Origin of the sequence: Candidimonas humi, assembly GCF_019166065.1 — a bacterium.
In the GTDB taxonomy this organism is placed as follows: domain Bacteria; phylum Pseudomonadota; class Gammaproteobacteria; order Burkholderiales; family Burkholderiaceae_B; genus Candidimonas; species Candidimonas humi.
This window is the reverse complement of sequence record NZ_JAHTBN010000002.1, coordinates 606957-621549: the sequence shown is the minus strand read 5'-3', so window position 1 is coordinate 621549 and position 14593 is coordinate 606957. Positions and strand designations below refer to the sequence as shown.

Below are 14593 nucleotides of genomic sequence, written 5' to 3'. Positions count from 1 at the left end.
CAAGAACGCGCCGGCGCCCGAGGCCAACCGGCGCAATTGACATGATCGACCGCATCCACGCCAGATACCGCAAGCTGGTCTTTACCACCTGGTTCCTTACGCTGGACCTCATTATGTTCGGCGCCTTCGTGCGCCTGACCGATTCGGGCCTCGGCTGCCCGGACTGGCCCGGCTGCTACGGCCAGATCACGCCGCTGCAGGCCAGCGGCCATATCGAAAAAGCGCTGCAGGCCATGCCCTACGGCGCGGTGAGCTTTTCCAAGGCCTGGATCGAAATGATCCATCGCTATGCGGGCTCGATACTGGGCATGCTGATCATCGCGATCGTGTTCATGGCCTGGCGCTACCGCGCGCGCCTGGGCCAGACGCCGCGCCTGGCCACGGGCGCACTGCTCCTGGTGTGCGTGCAGGGCGCCTTCGGCGCCTGGACGGTGACGCACCGCCTGATGCCCATCGTGGTGACCAGCCACCTGCTGCTGGGCATGAGCCTGCTGGCCGTCATGACCTGGCTGGCGGCGCGCGAACGCGGCCACCTGCCCATCGCCGCCTCGGCGCGGGCATGGATGCCCTGGATGGCCATAGGCTTCGTGCTGCTGGCCGTGCAGATTGCACTGGGGGGCTGGGTCAGCACCAATTACGCGGCCCTGGCCTGCATGGATTTCCCCACCTGCCATGGGCAGTGGCTGCCGCGCATGGATTTCCGCGACGGCTATTCGCTGGTACGAGCCCTGGGCCAGTTGCCTTCGGGCGCGATCATTTCCCAGTACGCGCTTACCGCCATCCACTGGACGCACCGTAATTTCGCGTTCATTGTCTTTGTCTACCTGGGCACGCTGGGCTGGAAAATGCGCCGCGAGCCGGGGCTGCGCGGGCCCGCCAACCTGCTGCTGGCGCTGCTGGCCTGCCAGTTGTGCACGGGCCTGGCCACCATCTTCCTGCAATGGCCGCTGCTGATCGCGGTATTGCACAATGGCGGCGCCTCCGGCCTGGTCCTGGCCAGCGTCACATTACTGGTGCGGCTGTCGCGCGCCGGAAGGTCTAAAATACCGGAATGATCACCGCTACCGCCGCCCAACCCAGCCTTTGGCGCCAATACCTGGTACTGACCAAGCCGCGAGTCTCGCAGCTTGCCGTCTTCTGCGCCGTGATCGGCATGTTCCTGGCTTCGCCCGGCCTGCCGCCGCTGGCCACGGTCGTTGCGGCAACATTGGGCATCTGGCTGCTGGCGGCCGCCGCCTTCGCCATCAATTGCCTGATCGAACAGGAAATCGACGCCCGCATGCTGCGCACCGCGCGGCGCGCCACGGCGCGCGGCACCATCTCCAACACGCAAGTGCTGGCCTTCTCGGGCCTGCTGGGCGGCCTGGGCATGGCGGTGCTGTACAACCTGGTCAACCCGCTGACCATGTGGCTGACCTTCGCCACCTTCGTCGGCTACGCCATCATCTACACCGTCATCCTCAAGCCGCGTACTCCGCAGAACATCGTCATCGGCGGCCTGTCCGGCGCCATGCCGCCGGCGCTGGGCTGGGCGGCGGTGGCCAATGCCGTGCCGGCCGAAGCCTGGGCGCTGGTGCTGATCATCTTCATCTGGACGCCGCCGCACTTCTGGGCGCTGGCGCTGTACCGCAACCACGACTACATCAAGTCGGGGCTGCCCATGCTGCCCGTCACCCACGGCAAGAAATTCACCCAGCTGTACGTGCTGCTCTACAGCATCGTGCTGCTCGCGGCCAGCCTGCTGCCCTTCGTCATCCGCATGAGCGGCGCCGCCTACCTGGTGGCCGCGCTGGCTCTGAGCGGGCTGTTCGTCTGCTATGCATGGCGGCTGTACCGCGAATACAGCGACGAACTGGCGCGCAAGCTGTTCCGCTATTCGATCGTCTATCTTTCGCTGCTGTTCGCCGCGCTGCTGCTCGACCACTGGATCGCGCTGCTCTGATTCGATTTTCCCGGGCTGCCTGGCGGGGTGCGCCAGCACGCTGCCGCCGGCAGCCCATGCCATTGCCGGATTCTGCCATGTCCCGCCGCACCCTGTTCCCCATGCAATCGAGCCATCACGCATCGCCCTCCGCGAGCGCCGGTGCGTACCCGCGGCCCGATGCCGCGCCTGCAATGTTTGCCGCGGATGGCGCGGACGATACGGACGGCGCAAGCCTGCCCGGCAGGCGCCGGATGCTAGCCGCGATGGCGGCCGGCGTGACGCTGGCGGCGCTGGCCGGCTGCAAGCAAAAATCAGCCCCCAAGTTCCAGGGCTCGGACATTTCCGGCACCGATATCGGCAGCGGCATGGCCATGGTCGACGGCTCGGGCCAGTTGCGCACGCTGGCCGACTACAAGGGCAAGGTGGTGGTGGTGTTCTTCGGCTACACGCACTGCCCCGACGTCTGCCCCACCGCGATGGCCGAGCTGGCCCAGGCCATGACCTTGCTGAAAGAAGACGCGAAAAAGGTACAGGTCATCATGATCACCGTCGACCCCCAGCGCGACACGGGGACAGCCTTGAATGCCTACGTCAAGGCGTTCAACCCGAGCTTCGTGGGGCTGACCGGCACGCCGGAACAACTGCACAAGACGGCGCAATCGTTCAAGGCCTACTACGCCAAGGCGCCCGGGCCCACGCCCGAACAATACGCCATGGACCATTCGTCCTCGTTCTACATAATCGACCAGCAAGGCCACGCTCGGGTGCTGCTCAACGGCAACGCCCCGGCGAAAACGATAGCCGGGGACATCCAGCAGCTTTTGTAGGATCAGGCCGCCTGGCCGTCCGGGGCTTCGCCCTTCGGCCGGCCTGCTGCGCCAGGCGCCGGGGATGCGGGTTCACGACCGGCAGCCCCTTCGGAATCCGGGCCACCTTCTTTGCCTGCCGCAACGTCGTCATCTACGCCTGGCTTGGACGACGCCGGCGATTGGGCGCCAGGTTCTTGTGCTTGGGCATCGGAGGGCGGTGCGGAGGGCCTGGACGCAGGCGCGGGCGGCTCGCCCGACGATCCACTGTTCGACGACTCATCGCTCGATGAGCCTCCACCCGAGGGCTCTTCGCCCGACGGTTCTTCGCTCGGCCGCGAGGCCGGCAGCATATCGGGCAGCGGCTCGTACTGGCGCAGGCCCGACTGGAATTCCTGCCAGACCGCCAGGGCGCGCAGGCGCTGCTTGGCAACCGCCTCGATTTTTTCGCGCAATACCGGGTCGCGCGCCAGCAGTGCGTCGAAGTCCCGGCCCGCCAGCATCAGCAGCCGGCTGTAGCCCAGCGATTGAGCCCGCATCGCGAATTCGTTGCCCGAGATCAGCGCGATCTCGCCGAAGAATTCGCCGGTACCCAGTTCCATGGTGGTCTGGTCGGGCAGGCTGACCGAGACGGCGCCCGAGGCCACGAAATACATGGCGCGCATGCGCCCCACATGGATGCTGATGGGCTGGTCGGGCACCGCCAGGCGCGGCTTGAGCAGCTTGCTGATCGCCTCCATGGCATCGGCCGAAATACCCTCGAACAGCGGCACCCGGCGTATCAGCTCGCCGGCGCTCATGGCGATGTCCAGCGCCGGCCGCTTGTCCAGATGGCTCCAGCGGCTGTCGATCTGCTTGACCAGGTCGGCGTAGACTTCGCCGCTGATCAGGAATTCGGTCAGCATGTCGCGATAGCGTATTTGTTCCAGCGCGCGCGCCATGCGTCCGAGATAGGATTCCTGCAGCCACAGGGCGAACGACGGGTATTGCAGGGTCAGGGCCTGTATGGCGCTTTCGAGCTGCGCCAGGCGCCGCTGGTGCGCATGGACGATATCCGCCGTGGCCTCTTCGCCCAAGAGCGGCTGGATCTCGGTGTTGGCGAACTGGATCAGGCGCTGCGCCACCGAGCGCTTGCTCATCAGGTTCATGAACCGATAGGCCAGTTCGCGCGCCAGCCATCCCTGGAAGCCGAACAGATAATGCATGCGCAGCGCCACGCGAAAGCCCAGGGAATAACGCATATCGGCGGCGATGGCATCTTCGAAGCCTTTCAGGCCGCCGGCGCGCACCGCGTCGCTCATGCGCTCGGCGCGCGCCAGCAGGGATTCGGCCATGCGCCAGTCGACGATGCGCGCCTTGAGCACATCGAAGAACATTTCTTCTTCGCGCGCCGCGACGATGGCCAGGCCCACTGCCACCTTCTCGTCGGTGGACAGCTGGCGCACCTGGGCGTCGGAAACCGCCGTCAGGCTGGCGTCGAACACCGCGTGGATGCGCGACCGCGCCTCGGTGCCGATGTGTTCGCGCGTGGCGATGTCGTCGGTCTGGGTCTGCAGGTCTTCCAGCGCCACCACCTGCGCCTGGTTGCGGATGGTGCGCTCGATGGGCGAAAGCTGGTTCAGCCGCAGGCGGCGAATCAAGGGCCGCAGGCTGATGCCGTTGATGAACAGCGTCATCAGCACGAAGCCCGTGGTGGCCACGGCGATGAACTGGCGCGCCTCGTGCGGCACGTTGTGCTGTTCGGTGACCGCCAGGGCCAGGGCTAGGGAAACCGCGCCGCGCAAGCCGCCCCACAACATCACCAGGCGGTACGAAGGGCTGACCTTGGTGCCGAAGCGCGTCAGCCCCAGCAGCGGCAGCACGCCGAACACCATGACGGCACGCGCCGCCAGCGTCACCACGAACAACAGCAGTATCAGCAGCACTTGCACCCAGGTGATTTCGTCCATCATGCGCGGGATCAGCATGGCGGCGAACACGAAGATCAGCGAATTGGCCCAGAAGCCGAATTGCGACCAGGCGCTTTCGAGCTGTTCGAAGGTGGTGGGCGACATGCGGGTGCGGCCGGTGGAGCCCACCACCAGGCCGGCGATGACCGTGGCCACGACCCCGGACACATTCAGGTAGTGCTCGGAAATGAAGAAGGTCAGATAGGCGGAAGTAATGGTGAGCGTGATCTCGGCCGCCGGCCAGCCGCGCAGCCGCATGATCAGCCAGCAGGTCAGCCGGCCCATCAGCAGGCCGGCCACACCGCCGCCCAGGAAGCTGATCAGGAAGCTGCTGACCACGGCGCCCACCGACAGATGCGCGCCGCTGAACAGCGTGGCCAGCAGCACCGAATACAGCGAGATGGACGCCGCGTCGTTGAACAGCGACTCGCCTTCCACCAAGGTAGTCAGGCGCTTGGGCGCGCCGACGTCGCGGAACAGGCCGATGACCGCCACCGGGTCGGTGGTGGCCACGATCGCCCCCAGCATCAGGCAGACGATGATGCCGTAATCCGAGGCGGCGGAAAGGGTGAAGCCCACCGCCACGGTACACACCACCACCGCGACGATGGCCATCATCAGGATAGGGCCCAGGTCATCGAGCAGGCGCCGCACATTGATCGACAGCGCCGTCTCGAACAAGAGCACGGGCAGGAAGACGAACAGGAAGGTCTCGGACGAAACCTCGAAGTTCTGCAGCGAATCGAGGAAGTCGGACGCCACCATCGGCGCCCAGCCGTGCACGTGCACGATTACGCCCAGCACGAATCCGAGTATGGCCAGCAGCACCGAATATGGCAGGTGCAGGCGGCCGGCCAGCGGTGGCATGAAGCACACCAGCGCCAACAGGCCAGACAAGCCGAATACCCAGAACCCTACCTGCATTTACCCGATCCCATTGCTTATTTGTTTGGCGCGCCGCGTATGCATGCATGCGCGGGCAGGTTTTCTTAGGATAGCGGTTTTTTGGGCATCTGTTCGCGATCGCGCGAAAACTCGGCCGCCGGAGGCGCGGCCTTTGCGGTTCTTGAACGGTGCCGGGGAGTTCGTAGCGGTTTGGCGGGACGGGTTTGGTGGCGGCCAGGGGCGGTTGGATGACGACTGGGGATGGCTCGGCGGCGGCTTGGCCGCGGGACAGGCAAGGGAAAACATGGTGCGTTTTTGGCGTTTGTTTTTCGGCGTTTATTTTTTTCGCTTCCCCTTGGTTTTTCTTTGCGCTTTGCCTACGCAGCGCCGAACCGCAAATCGAGCGCGCATAAAAAACGGGACTCGCGGAGAGTCCCGTAAACATCCGTTTCAAAAGGGAGGGGAAAGAGGAGAAGCCGAAACGGACGACAAGACTAGAAGCTGGCAGGGGATGCCGTGTTCATCGTCTATGAGGTTTAGTCAGCGGCTCTCGGGATAAGTTCTCGGCGGCCTCACCTGAATTTTGCAACAAAAAGTAATCGAATAATTTGCGGCCATAAGCGCAGATGGCACAAGCGAGAACGGAAACAGAAACAGAGTCAGGAGCAGAGCAAAGCAGAGCAGGAGCAGGCACAGGATCAAGAACAAAAACGGCCAGCTTGCGGCTGGCCGTTCGTGCCGGATGGCAAAATGCGCAGGGTTCAGGCAGCCAGCGCCACGCGCATTTTCTTGAGCGCCGCGGCTTCGATCTGGCGTATGCGTTCGGCGGACACGCCGAATTCCGCGGCCAGTTCGTGCAGCGTGGCGCCGCCGTCGTCCTGCAGCCAGCGCGCCTCGACGATGCGGCGCGAGCGCGCATCCAGGCCTTCCAGCGCGCCGGACAGCCCGGCGCCCTGCAGCGCGTCGCGCGAGCGGCGTTCCAGAACCTGCGAAGGTTCTTGCTGGCCTTCGTCGGACAGATAGGCGATGGGCGCATAAGTGTCGTCGTCGCCCTGGCCTTCGAGCGCCATTTCGCGCCCGGACAGCCGCACTTCCATTTCGCTGACGTCTTCGGGGCGCACATTGAGTTCGCGCGCGATGTCGCCGACCTGCTCGGTGTCGAGCGTCTGGCCATCGGGGCGCATGCGGCGCAGGTTGAAGAACAGCTTGCGCTGGGCTTTGGTGGTGGCCACCTTGACCAGGCGCCAATTGCGCACGATGTATTCGTGGATTTCGGCCTTGATCCAGTGCACGGCGAACGACACCAGGCGCACCCCGCGATCGGGGTCGAAACGCTTGACGGCCTTCATCAGGCCGACATTGCCTTCCTGGATGAGGTCGGCGTGGGCCAAGCCATAGCCCAAGTATTGGCGCGCAATCGACACCACCAGCCGCAAGTGCGACACGATCAGTTGTCGCGCGGCATCGAGGTCGTCATGATCGCGCAGCCGCTTTCCCAATTCGGTCTCCTGCTCGTGCGTCAGCATGGGCACACGATTGACGGCGCCCACATAGGCCTCGATCGTGCCCAGCGCGCCGGGATTGGAGATAGCCATGGCCAAACTGGTGTTGGACAGGACCAGAGAATGCGATTGTTGAGTCATCAGACGATATGCCCCCAGGGACGTAAATACCTTGATGTTTATATTAGCACTCTCGAACCCGGAGTGCTAACCATGAGATCGGATAGCGGCGGAAAAGTTCCCGCCTGCGGCCAGGAGGAGTGGGCGCGCGCGGGCATTCGGGCAGATTCAGGCGCGAATCCAGTTTTCCACTTCGAGTGCCGGCACACGCGCGAATTCCGACACATTGTTCGTTACCAGCACGATGCCTTCGCTGCGTGCGTGGCCTGCAATATGCATGTCGTTCACGCCGATGGGTTGGCCCTGTTTTTCGAGGGCGGCACGGATAGCGCCATAGTGTTGGGCCGCCTTGGGGCCATAGGGCAGAACCTCGAGGCGGCTGCAAAAATCGTCGATGACGGACAGGTTTTCGTTGACGCGACTGCTTTTTTCCGCGCCATGCAGCAGCTCGGCCAGGGTGATGGACGAGATCGCCATGCGGCCAGCATTGGCGTTGAAGATTGGCAGCACCTCGATGGGGCGCCGCTTCAGCACATAGATGACGATGTTGGTGTCAAGAAGGTAACGCAGCATCAGAGCGCTTCCCGCTCCGGCTGGTGTTGGCTGGCGCGTTCGGCCATGAAATCGTCGCTGACGGCGGGACCGTCCAGGAAAAAGCTGTCCCAGGCCTGCCCGACCGGCACAATGATGCGCTCATTCCCTTTGACACGCACTTCTACCTTATGCACGCCCTCGGGTAGGCGCACATCCAGCGGAAGCCGGACGGCCTGGGTTCGGTTGTTGATAAAGACGGTGCCAATGGACATAGCGCGGATCCTTGAAGCCTGACAAAAGTATATAGCAATAGTATATAGCATGGTACTGCCCGTCAAGCTCGGCACAACAGCCTCCCGGATACCAAGGCCTCTGGGCCTCTCCGGAAGGCTGCTCGTAGGCGCTTGTGGTCAGAACCGCCAGCTCAGGCTCAGCATGGCACCGTGATCGCTGGAACCGGAACCGTACTGGCCCATATAGGCCAGGGACAGCTCGGCGTCGCGGGCCAGGCTGGCCCGCAAGCCCAGGTCCAGCGTCCAGGCATCGCGCCGGATGGGCTGGCCTTGCGAATGGAACGACGCGTGGCGCGCACTGTGGCGGAAGCGCTGTTCGGTGACCGCGCGCAGGTCGCCTCCGGCGCGGCGCCACGCCGCCGCGGCCCGTAACTGCACGGGCCCGGCCGGCCCCGCGACCGTGCCCGTCAGGCGCAGGCCCAGCGCGCCGAACCAGGTGGCAGTGGCCGTGGGGTCGACGTCCAGCGCCGCATCCGCCCCGCTCTCGGCGTGGCCGCGGGTGTCGGCGCGCACCCAGGCCAGGCGGGCGTAGGGCTCGAGGACGGCCGCGCCGGAGGCATCCGCAGCCAAGCGCAGGGGCAGGGACCATTCCCCGAATACCTGGAACAGCCCCGCCCGATAGTCGTCGCGCAAGGTGTCGCGCCAATCGCCCAGGATGACGCGACGCGTGCTGTTCAGGCGCTGCCAGGAATAGCCGGCGCCCAGCACGTACAGGCCGCCCGCCCCGCGCCCGGCCAGGCTCAGGCCGGCGTGCACGCCGTCGATCGAGGCATCGGCCATGCCGTCGGCGCGCCGCAAGCGGCTGCGCTGGAACCCCAGGTACAGGCCGGCGACAGTGTCTTGCTCCAGCTCACGGGTGGCGCCCAGCACTAGCCCCTGCGTGTCGCGCCCGTCGCCGAAGGCGCCGCCGGAATCCGCGCGCTCGGCCGAGGCATGGAATGCCCGGCTCCAAAAGCGCCAGGGCGAGCGCGCAGGGGCCGGGCCGCCGGCCGCACCACCCGGACGGAAGACAGAGTCCGAGACTGAGCCTGGGATAGAGATGGAGCTATAGGCACGATCCGGGCCAACATCCGAGGCAGTACCCGGCGCAGAATTCCCGGTGCGATGCAGGGTCGAAGGCCCGGAATCGCGGGCGGCGGAATCCGCGACGGAATTCCACGTGGAATACGGATTCGCGGCATCGAGAACCGCCTCGCGCACATAGCGGCTGTCTTCCACCATGGCGGACCAGAGCGACCCGCCCCAGCTACCGGACAGCTGGCGGAACGCCGCACGCGCCCCGGCCGGGTCCAGCGCCACGACCCGATCGTACAAGCCGGGGCCCGGATCGCCTGCGCCGTTGTCACGGCCGTCGCCGTCAGCATCGCCGTCCTTGCCATCGGGCCCCCGGCCGTCTCCCGCACGATCGTCCCCTCCGCCGCCGGGCCCCTCTTCCTCCACGGCCTCGGCCAGTTCGTCGTCGGGGTCGTCGGCCACATCCTCGAAGGACACGTCGTTGCGCCGCAGGGTCAGGTATACCTGCTTGTCGTCATAATCCAGCGAGGGCTCCAGGAACGCGAAATTGCTGTCCGCCGAGGCAAAGCGCGTGCCGTCCAGGCCGCCTTCGGCGCTCAACACCATGTATTGCGTCCGGGGCTTCCAGTCGCCGGCCTGCGCCAGCACGGCGAGTTGGCCGTCCAGGCGAGCCTTGCCGCCCACCAGCACCTGGTCGGCATCACCCGCGGGGCCGGCATCGACCTCGAAGCGCGCGCCCGCTTGCAATACCAGGTCGCCTTGCACGCGCAACAGGCCGATACCCCCGGACGTGCCGCCGCCGCTGCCGCTACTGACACTCCCGCCGCCACTACCACTGTAGCTTGCGCCCTTGGCGTTGCTACTGCCACTGCCATAGCTTGCACCCTTGGCTTCGCCGCTGCCGATGTCTCCACTATCGCCGCCGCTCCCGCCACTATTACCACTTGCCCCTGGGGCCAGCACGCCTCCGGCCTGTATCGTCGCCGAACCCACCGAGCCATTGCCTTCCAGCCGCGCGGCCGCCGCTACCGTCACCGCTCCCGAGAAGGCGGCGTCGGCCGCCAAGGCCCCTTCCTGCACCAGCGCATCGCCCCAATACGCCAGCGCGTCGCCGCTTATGCGCAAACGGCCCGCGCCCAGCTTCACGAAAGGCGCCGTGCCCAGCAGCAGGCCCGCCTGCGCCGCCTCGCCTTCGGCCACCGTCCAACGCGCCCGATCGGCGTACTGCGCCGGCGTGGCGGGCGTCCATGAGCCCTCGGGCAACTGCGCCGCGATATCCACGGCTTGCAACTGGACGGGGTTGTCCACCACTACGCCTGGCGCATATTCCAGCGCGGTGCCGATATTCACGTTCAAGGTGCGGCCCGACGCGCCCAGCGCCTGGCTGCCCGCCACACGCAGGCCGCCCTGCAGCAACACGGTATTGCCGCGATAGCTATTGGCGCCGGACAGCTCCAGCGTGCCGGCGCCCAGCTTCATCAGGCCCTCGCGCGAGCCGCCGTCATTGGCTATGGGGCCGCCCAGGCGCAGTTCGGCGCCTTCCAGCACATCGATACGCGCCTGCTCGCCTATGAGTATCGGACGGCCCGACTCGAAGCTGCCGCCGATGCGCAGCGTATCGCCCAGAAAAACAAAAGGCGCATCGGGAGAACCCCATTGCGCCTCGTCGTAAATGACATCGCTGCCGGCAGCCAGAGCGGGCGGCGGCGACCACAGCACCCGCGACAGCGGATCGTGCGTGCGCTTGTGCTCGATTTCGTCCACGGGCTCGGCCAGCGCCGCGCCGTCCACGCCCATGCAGGACAAGCCGGCCGCCACCACCAGATTCCACATACCGCAACGCAACGCGCGCCACAGTGGCGAACTCGATGCGGGCGCATGCTCCGCACAGCCTGTTTCTTGGTTTGTCTCCCCACTTTTTCCCAAAAGGCATTTCGACGACATAGGGATCTCCATGCTTCCTCCTGTAGGATAAAAATGCCACACATGTGGTCCGGGGATTATGAAACTTTTAGATTCAAATTGAAATCTTTTAAGCGTGTGCCCCAACGCGGCAGCGACGGCAGCGACGGCAGCGACGGCAGCGGCGATGGCGATGGCGATGGCGATGGCGATGGCGATGGCGATGGCGATGGCGATGGCCGTGGCGGTGGCGGTGGCGGTGGCGGTGGCGGTGGCGGTGGCGGTGGCGGTGGCGGTGGCGGTGGCGGTGGCGGTGGCCGTGGCGGTGGCCGTGGCGGTGGCGGTGGTGCGGCGTTAACGCGGTGACGCGGTGACGGCTATGACGGGACTATGACGGCGGTGACGGGCGCGGTGATGATGGTGATGGCAACGATGATGGCGGTAGTAGCCGTGACAACGATGCGAGATCGGCCTCAGACCCAATGACGCGGGTATGGACGGCGGCGCACAGGTCTCTTATAGTAGCTATAGGTATTACCTTCGGCTAATGAGGCGCATATGGCGACAGCGACATCCATCAAGCTCGACGACGAGCTCAAGGGGCGCGTGCAACATCTTGCCGACGCGCGCCAGCGCAGTTCGCACTGGATCATGCGCGAGGCCATCAAGCAGTACGTAGACCGCGAAGAAAAGCGCGAGGCGTCCAGGCAAGACGCCCTGCGTGCCTGGCAGGAATACCAAAGCACCGGCCTGCACCTGACGCTCGAAGAGGCCGATGCCTGGCTGGCGAAGCTGGAAGCCGGCGAAGATGCAGAACCGCCGGCATGCCACAGCTGATCTGGGCTCCCTCGGCGCTGGCGGACGTACAACGGCTATACCGATTCCTGGCCCCCAAGAACGCCGACGCAGCCCGCCGAGCCGTAAAGGCTATCCGCAACGGGGTCAAGATCCTTGCGCGGCAAGCGCAGATCGGGCGGCCCATCGAAGGCATGGACGGCGAGTTTCGCGAATGGCCAATCGACTTCGGCGCCGGCGGCTATGTGGTCACGTACCGGCTCGACGGCGAGCGGGCCATCATCCTGGCCGTCCGGCACCAGAAAGAAGCGGGCACTAATTGATAGAATGGACGCAATGGATCGGGAGGCATGACGAACCATGAACATCCTGCTTTTGGGCAAAGACGGCCAGGTGGGGCGCGAACTGCAGCGCACGCTGCTGCCGCTGGGGCGGCTTACCGCGCTGGGGCGCAAAGGCGCCGACCTCGGCGACTTGGCGCACCTGCAAAACCTGTTGCAGACACACCACCCCGGCATCATCGTCAATGCGGCCGCCTATACCGCTGTGGACCGGGCCGAAACCGACGCCGACACCGCCTATCGCATCAATGCCGAGGCGGTGCAGGTGCTGGCAGACCATGCATGGCGCAGCGGCGCGCTGCTGGTGCATTATTCGACCGACTACGTCTTCGACGGCACGAAGGCCCAGCCTTATCTGGAAACCGACGAAACCAGGCCGCAGAACGTCTATGGGCGATCCAAGCTGGCAGGCGAGGCGGCCATACTGGAAAGCCGCTGCGCCGCGCTGGTGCTGCGCACCAGCTGGGTCTTTTCCTCGCAGGGCAATAACTTCGTCAAGACCATGCTGCGCCTGGCCCGCGAGCGCGACGGCCTGAGCATCGTCGACGACCAGACAGGCGCGCCCACATCGGCCGAACTGATCGCCGACGTCACCGCGCTGGCCATCGCCGCCTGGCGCAAGGAAATCATCGCTAGCGGCCTGTACCACCTGACGGCGGCCGGCAGCACCACCTGGTACGGGCTGGCCCGCCATGTGCTGCAGCGCGCCCAGGACAACGGCGCCAAACTGCGCACCGGGCCCGACGGCCTGCGCCCGATCGGTACCGCCGAATACCCCCTGCCCGCCCCCAGGCCCAAGAATTCTTGCCTGGACACCAGCAAGCTCAGCACTGCCCTGGGGCTGCAATTGCCCGACTGGACCGCGCACGCCAATCGCGCCGTGGACCAGTTAACCGGGGGCGACAGCCGCTAAGTTCACCTCAAGGCGAGCCGCAGGGTCTTTCCCGGCTTGGCATCGGGCCCGATGCACCCGAGCCCCGCCCCCCATACATCCAGCATGCGCTTCGCGACTTCACGAAATCCCGGATAATGCCCCGCATGCTCGGCAACCTTGGGCACCACCTTGCGCATGGCGGCCGCGATGCGTTCGCGCGCTTCGTTCATGTCAGTTTTGCTCAGGCCAAGCCGAGCGCCCCCATACAGCGCCAGCATGCTTCCAGACGCCCAGGTGCGCTTGCCCTGCAAGGGCAGCGCCGGCAACTGCGTCGCATATTTGGGATAGGCCGTCACGCTCAGGATGTCGTACACCGGGGCCAGCCGCACGTCCTCGGTACTGGTGTAGACCAGCGCGAAATTCTTCAGATGCGCGTCGGCATTGCCGATCGCGTAGTTCAGCAGTATCAGCGTATAGAGACGCCGCGCCGCATCCTTGAATGCCGTGCGCGGCACATAGACGCTGGTGAGCCTGGCGAGATCTTCAAGGCTTCCCTTGTACTTATTGACGGGGTCGGCGGGCTTGAGCGCGCAATAGTCTTCGACCGCAATCATCAGGCCGTCCGCGCTGCGGTCGAAGCGCCGCAACGCAAGGACTTGCCCATCGTGGGACAGATGCGCTTCGGGCACATCGAGGCCGGCTTCGCGAGCGACTTCGAGACAGAGAAATTCGTTGATTGCAAGGCCCGGCAAATCACCGAAACCCGTCTTCAAGATGAACTCATCGGTCCAGACCGTAGCCCTGTCCGCAGGCTGCACAAGCGCCTTGGGCATGACACCCGACACCCCCTGCGCGACCCCGTCTTCAAGCAGGCGCAGCAGGTTGTCGCGCGAATCGGCCGACGCGAGCAGGGCCGCCATGTCGGCGCGGTTGTTTGCGGCCTCAAGGGCGGCGCCACGCGGCACAACTTGAACACGCCCGATCGTGTTTACGCCCGTGAATGCGAGCAGGCCGAAATCGCTCACGTCCGCATGCGGCCCAAGGCGCCGAACCAGCAGATCCTTCTTCCAGCCTTCCGGCAAGTTCATCTGAAAGAAGGGATGCAGCGTTTTCCAATCGTACGATGCCGCCCGCACCGGCATGAGCAAGGAAACGAGATTCTGCGGCGCAACATCCGGCAAATAGCTGAATACGAATCGAGCCGCTTCTTCGGTAAGCGTGCCCACAAGCCCGCCGCTTACATAGACATCCAGGGCCGCGCGGTTCATGACTTGCTCTTTGCTGCCTTCGGATGCCGCGGCAGCCTGGCCCGCACACGCTGGCGTGGCGGCGCCTCGTCCACCGCGTCCGACTCCGCCAGGACATCATCGAGCGTACGCTGGTGCCCTGGCCGACGGGCGATCAGTTCCAGCCCGACCGCATCAAAAAGGCTGAGCATCTTCACGGCACCAATTTCGGGCAACATGCCCGTCTCGAACAGACTGACACGGCTGCGCGCAACGCCGCTCGACTCGGCGACCTGTTGTTGCGTCAGGTTGGCCGCAATGCGGGCGCGGCGAAAGGCTGCGCTAAGCTCGGCAAGGTTCATGTTCTGAATACAGCACATTAAAGTGTTATCTATAGCTAATGTACTGCATACATCACACAAAGTCTA

The 14593-nt window shown here is 65.2% G+C and carries 14 protein-coding genes; 7 read left to right on the top strand and 7 right to left on the bottom strand.

What is annotated here, in order from left to right; translation table 11 throughout:
* Positions 1–44 precede the first annotated feature (44 nt).
* From KVP10_RS06240 to KVP10_RS06230, 3 genes are all read left to right on the top strand, one after another.
* The gene (locus KVP10_RS06240) at positions 45–1055 is read left to right on the top strand and encodes a COX15/CtaA family protein (RefSeq protein WP_217963823.1); all 1011 of its coding nucleotides are present in this window, start codon (positions 45–47) and stop codon (positions 1053–1055) included.
* Positions 1052–1942, top strand: coding sequence for a heme o synthase (gene cyoE, locus KVP10_RS06235; protein ID WP_217963636.1), 891 nt, complete (start codon positions 1052–1054; stop codon positions 1940–1942). Before KVP10_RS06240 ends, cyoE begins: the two co-directional genes overlap by 4 nt.
* Before the next feature lie 173 nt (positions 1943–2115).
* The gene (locus KVP10_RS06230; protein ID WP_217963822.1) at positions 2116–2751 is read left to right on the top strand and encodes an SCO family protein; all 636 of its coding nucleotides are present in this window, start codon (positions 2116–2118) and stop codon (positions 2749–2751) included.
* A 2-nt stretch (positions 2752–2753) separates the two neighbouring features.
* Here the strand turns inward: KVP10_RS06230 and KVP10_RS06225 are convergent, their stop codons facing one another.
* The 5 genes from KVP10_RS06225 to KVP10_RS06205 all read right to left on the bottom strand — a co-directional run bounded on the left by KVP10_RS06225 (position 2754) and on the right by KVP10_RS06205 (position 10860).
* Positions 2754–5603 carry a cation:proton antiporter domain-containing protein gene (locus KVP10_RS06225; RefSeq protein ID WP_217963635.1) on the bottom strand — a complete coding sequence of 950 codons (2850 nt, stop codon included), beginning with the start codon at positions 5601–5603 and terminating at the stop codon, positions 2754–2756.
* Between the two features lie 722 nt (positions 5604–6325).
* A complete protein-coding gene (gene rpoH, locus KVP10_RS06220; RefSeq protein WP_217963634.1) occupies positions 6326–7207 on the bottom strand; it encodes an RNA polymerase sigma factor RpoH in 882 nt (293 codons plus the stop codon).
* Positions 7208–7354: 147 nt separating this feature from the next.
* Entirely contained in the window at positions 7355–7759 is a 405-nt protein-coding gene (gene vapC, locus KVP10_RS06215; protein ID WP_217963633.1) for a type II toxin-antitoxin system tRNA(fMet)-specific endonuclease VapC, read from the bottom strand.
* Entirely contained in the window at positions 7759–7992 is a 234-nt protein-coding gene (vapB, locus tag KVP10_RS06210; protein ID WP_217963632.1) for a type II toxin-antitoxin system VapB family antitoxin, read from the bottom strand. Before vapB ends, vapC begins: the two co-directional genes overlap by 1 nt.
* Before the next feature lie 138 nt (positions 7993–8130).
* Entirely contained in the window at positions 8131–10860 is a 2730-nt protein-coding gene (locus KVP10_RS06205) for an autotransporter family protein (protein ID WP_217963631.1), read from the bottom strand.
* Positions 10861–11140: 280 nt separating this feature from the next.
* On the opposite strand from KVP10_RS06205, the gene KVP10_RS06200 reads away from it, so the two are divergent.
* From KVP10_RS06200 to rfbD, 4 genes are all read left to right on the top strand, one after another.
* Positions 11141–11287 carry a hypothetical protein gene (locus KVP10_RS06200; RefSeq protein WP_217963630.1) on the top strand — a complete coding sequence of 49 codons (147 nt, stop codon included), beginning with the start codon at positions 11141–11143 and terminating at the stop codon, positions 11285–11287.
* A gap of 200 nt (positions 11288–11487) precedes the next feature.
* On the top strand, positions 11488–11766 hold the full coding sequence (locus KVP10_RS06195) for a CopG family ribbon-helix-helix protein (protein WP_217963629.1): 279 nt from the start codon (positions 11488–11490) through the stop codon (positions 11764–11766).
* Positions 11754–12047, top strand: coding sequence for a type II toxin-antitoxin system RelE/ParE family toxin (locus tag KVP10_RS06190; protein WP_217963628.1), 294 nt, complete (start codon positions 11754–11756; stop codon positions 12045–12047). The genes KVP10_RS06195 and KVP10_RS06190 overlap by 13 nt, the downstream gene beginning before the upstream one ends.
* Before the next feature lie 37 nt (positions 12048–12084).
* On the top strand, positions 12085–12978 hold the full coding sequence (rfbD, locus tag KVP10_RS06185; protein WP_217963627.1) for a dTDP-4-dehydrorhamnose reductase: 894 nt from the start codon (positions 12085–12087) through the stop codon (positions 12976–12978).
* A 2-nt stretch (positions 12979–12980) separates the two neighbouring features.
* On the opposite strand, the gene KVP10_RS06180 is transcribed toward rfbD, so the two are convergent.
* Together KVP10_RS06180 and KVP10_RS06175 are read right to left on the bottom strand one after the other, a co-directional pair.
* On the bottom strand, positions 12981–14207 hold the full coding sequence (locus KVP10_RS06180; protein ID WP_217963626.1) for a type II toxin-antitoxin system HipA family toxin: 1227 nt from the start codon (positions 14205–14207) through the stop codon (positions 12981–12983).
* Entirely contained in the window at positions 14204–14527 is a 324-nt protein-coding gene (locus KVP10_RS06175) for a helix-turn-helix domain-containing protein (protein WP_217963625.1), read from the bottom strand. Before KVP10_RS06175 ends, KVP10_RS06180 begins: the two co-directional genes overlap by 4 nt.
* Positions 14528–14593: the final 66 nt, after the last annotated feature.

Excerpts from the sequence above, each read along its gene's own strand:
- KVP10_RS06200 (WP_217963630.1), top strand. The coding sequence starts at position 11,141 with ATGGCGATGGCGATGGCGATGGCGATGGCCGTGGCGGTGGCGGTGGCG.
- KVP10_RS06225 (WP_217963635.1), bottom strand. The coding sequence starts at position 5,603 with ATGCAGGTAGGGTTCTGGGTATTCGGCTTGTCTGGCCTGTTGGCGCTG.
- KVP10_RS06230 (WP_217963822.1), top strand. The coding sequence starts at position 2,116 with ATGTTTGCCGCGGATGGCGCGGACGATACGGACGGCGCAAGCCTGCCC.
- KVP10_RS06205 (WP_217963631.1), bottom strand. The coding sequence starts at position 10,860 with ATGTGGAATCTGGTGGTGGCGGCCGGCTTGTCCTGCATGGGCGTGGAC.
- rpoH (WP_217963634.1), bottom strand. The coding sequence starts at position 7,207 with ATGACTCAACAATCGCATTCTCTGGTCCTGTCCAACACCAGTTTGGCC.
- vapB (WP_217963632.1), bottom strand. The coding sequence starts at position 7,992 with ATGTCCATTGGCACCGTCTTTATCAACAACCGAACCCAGGCCGTCCGG.
- KVP10_RS06180 (WP_217963626.1), bottom strand. The coding sequence starts at position 14,207 with ATGAACCGCGCGGCCCTGGATGTCTATGTAAGCGGCGGGCTTGTGGGC.
- KVP10_RS06175 (WP_217963625.1), bottom strand. The coding sequence starts at position 14,527 with ATGAACCTTGCCGAGCTTAGCGCAGCCTTTCGCCGCGCCCGCATTGCG.
- vapC (WP_217963633.1), bottom strand. The coding sequence starts at position 7,759 with ATGCTGCGTTACCTTCTTGACACCAACATCGTCATCTATGTGCTGAAG.
- cyoE (WP_217963636.1), top strand. The coding sequence starts at position 1,052 with ATGATCACCGCTACCGCCGCCCAACCCAGCCTTTGGCGCCAATACCTG.
- rfbD (WP_217963627.1), top strand. The coding sequence starts at position 12,085 with ATGAACATCCTGCTTTTGGGCAAAGACGGCCAGGTGGGGCGCGAACTG.
- KVP10_RS06195 (WP_217963629.1), top strand. The coding sequence starts at position 11,488 with ATGGCGACAGCGACATCCATCAAGCTCGACGACGAGCTCAAGGGGCGC.
- KVP10_RS06190 (WP_217963628.1), top strand. The coding sequence starts at position 11,754 with ATGCCACAGCTGATCTGGGCTCCCTCGGCGCTGGCGGACGTACAACGG.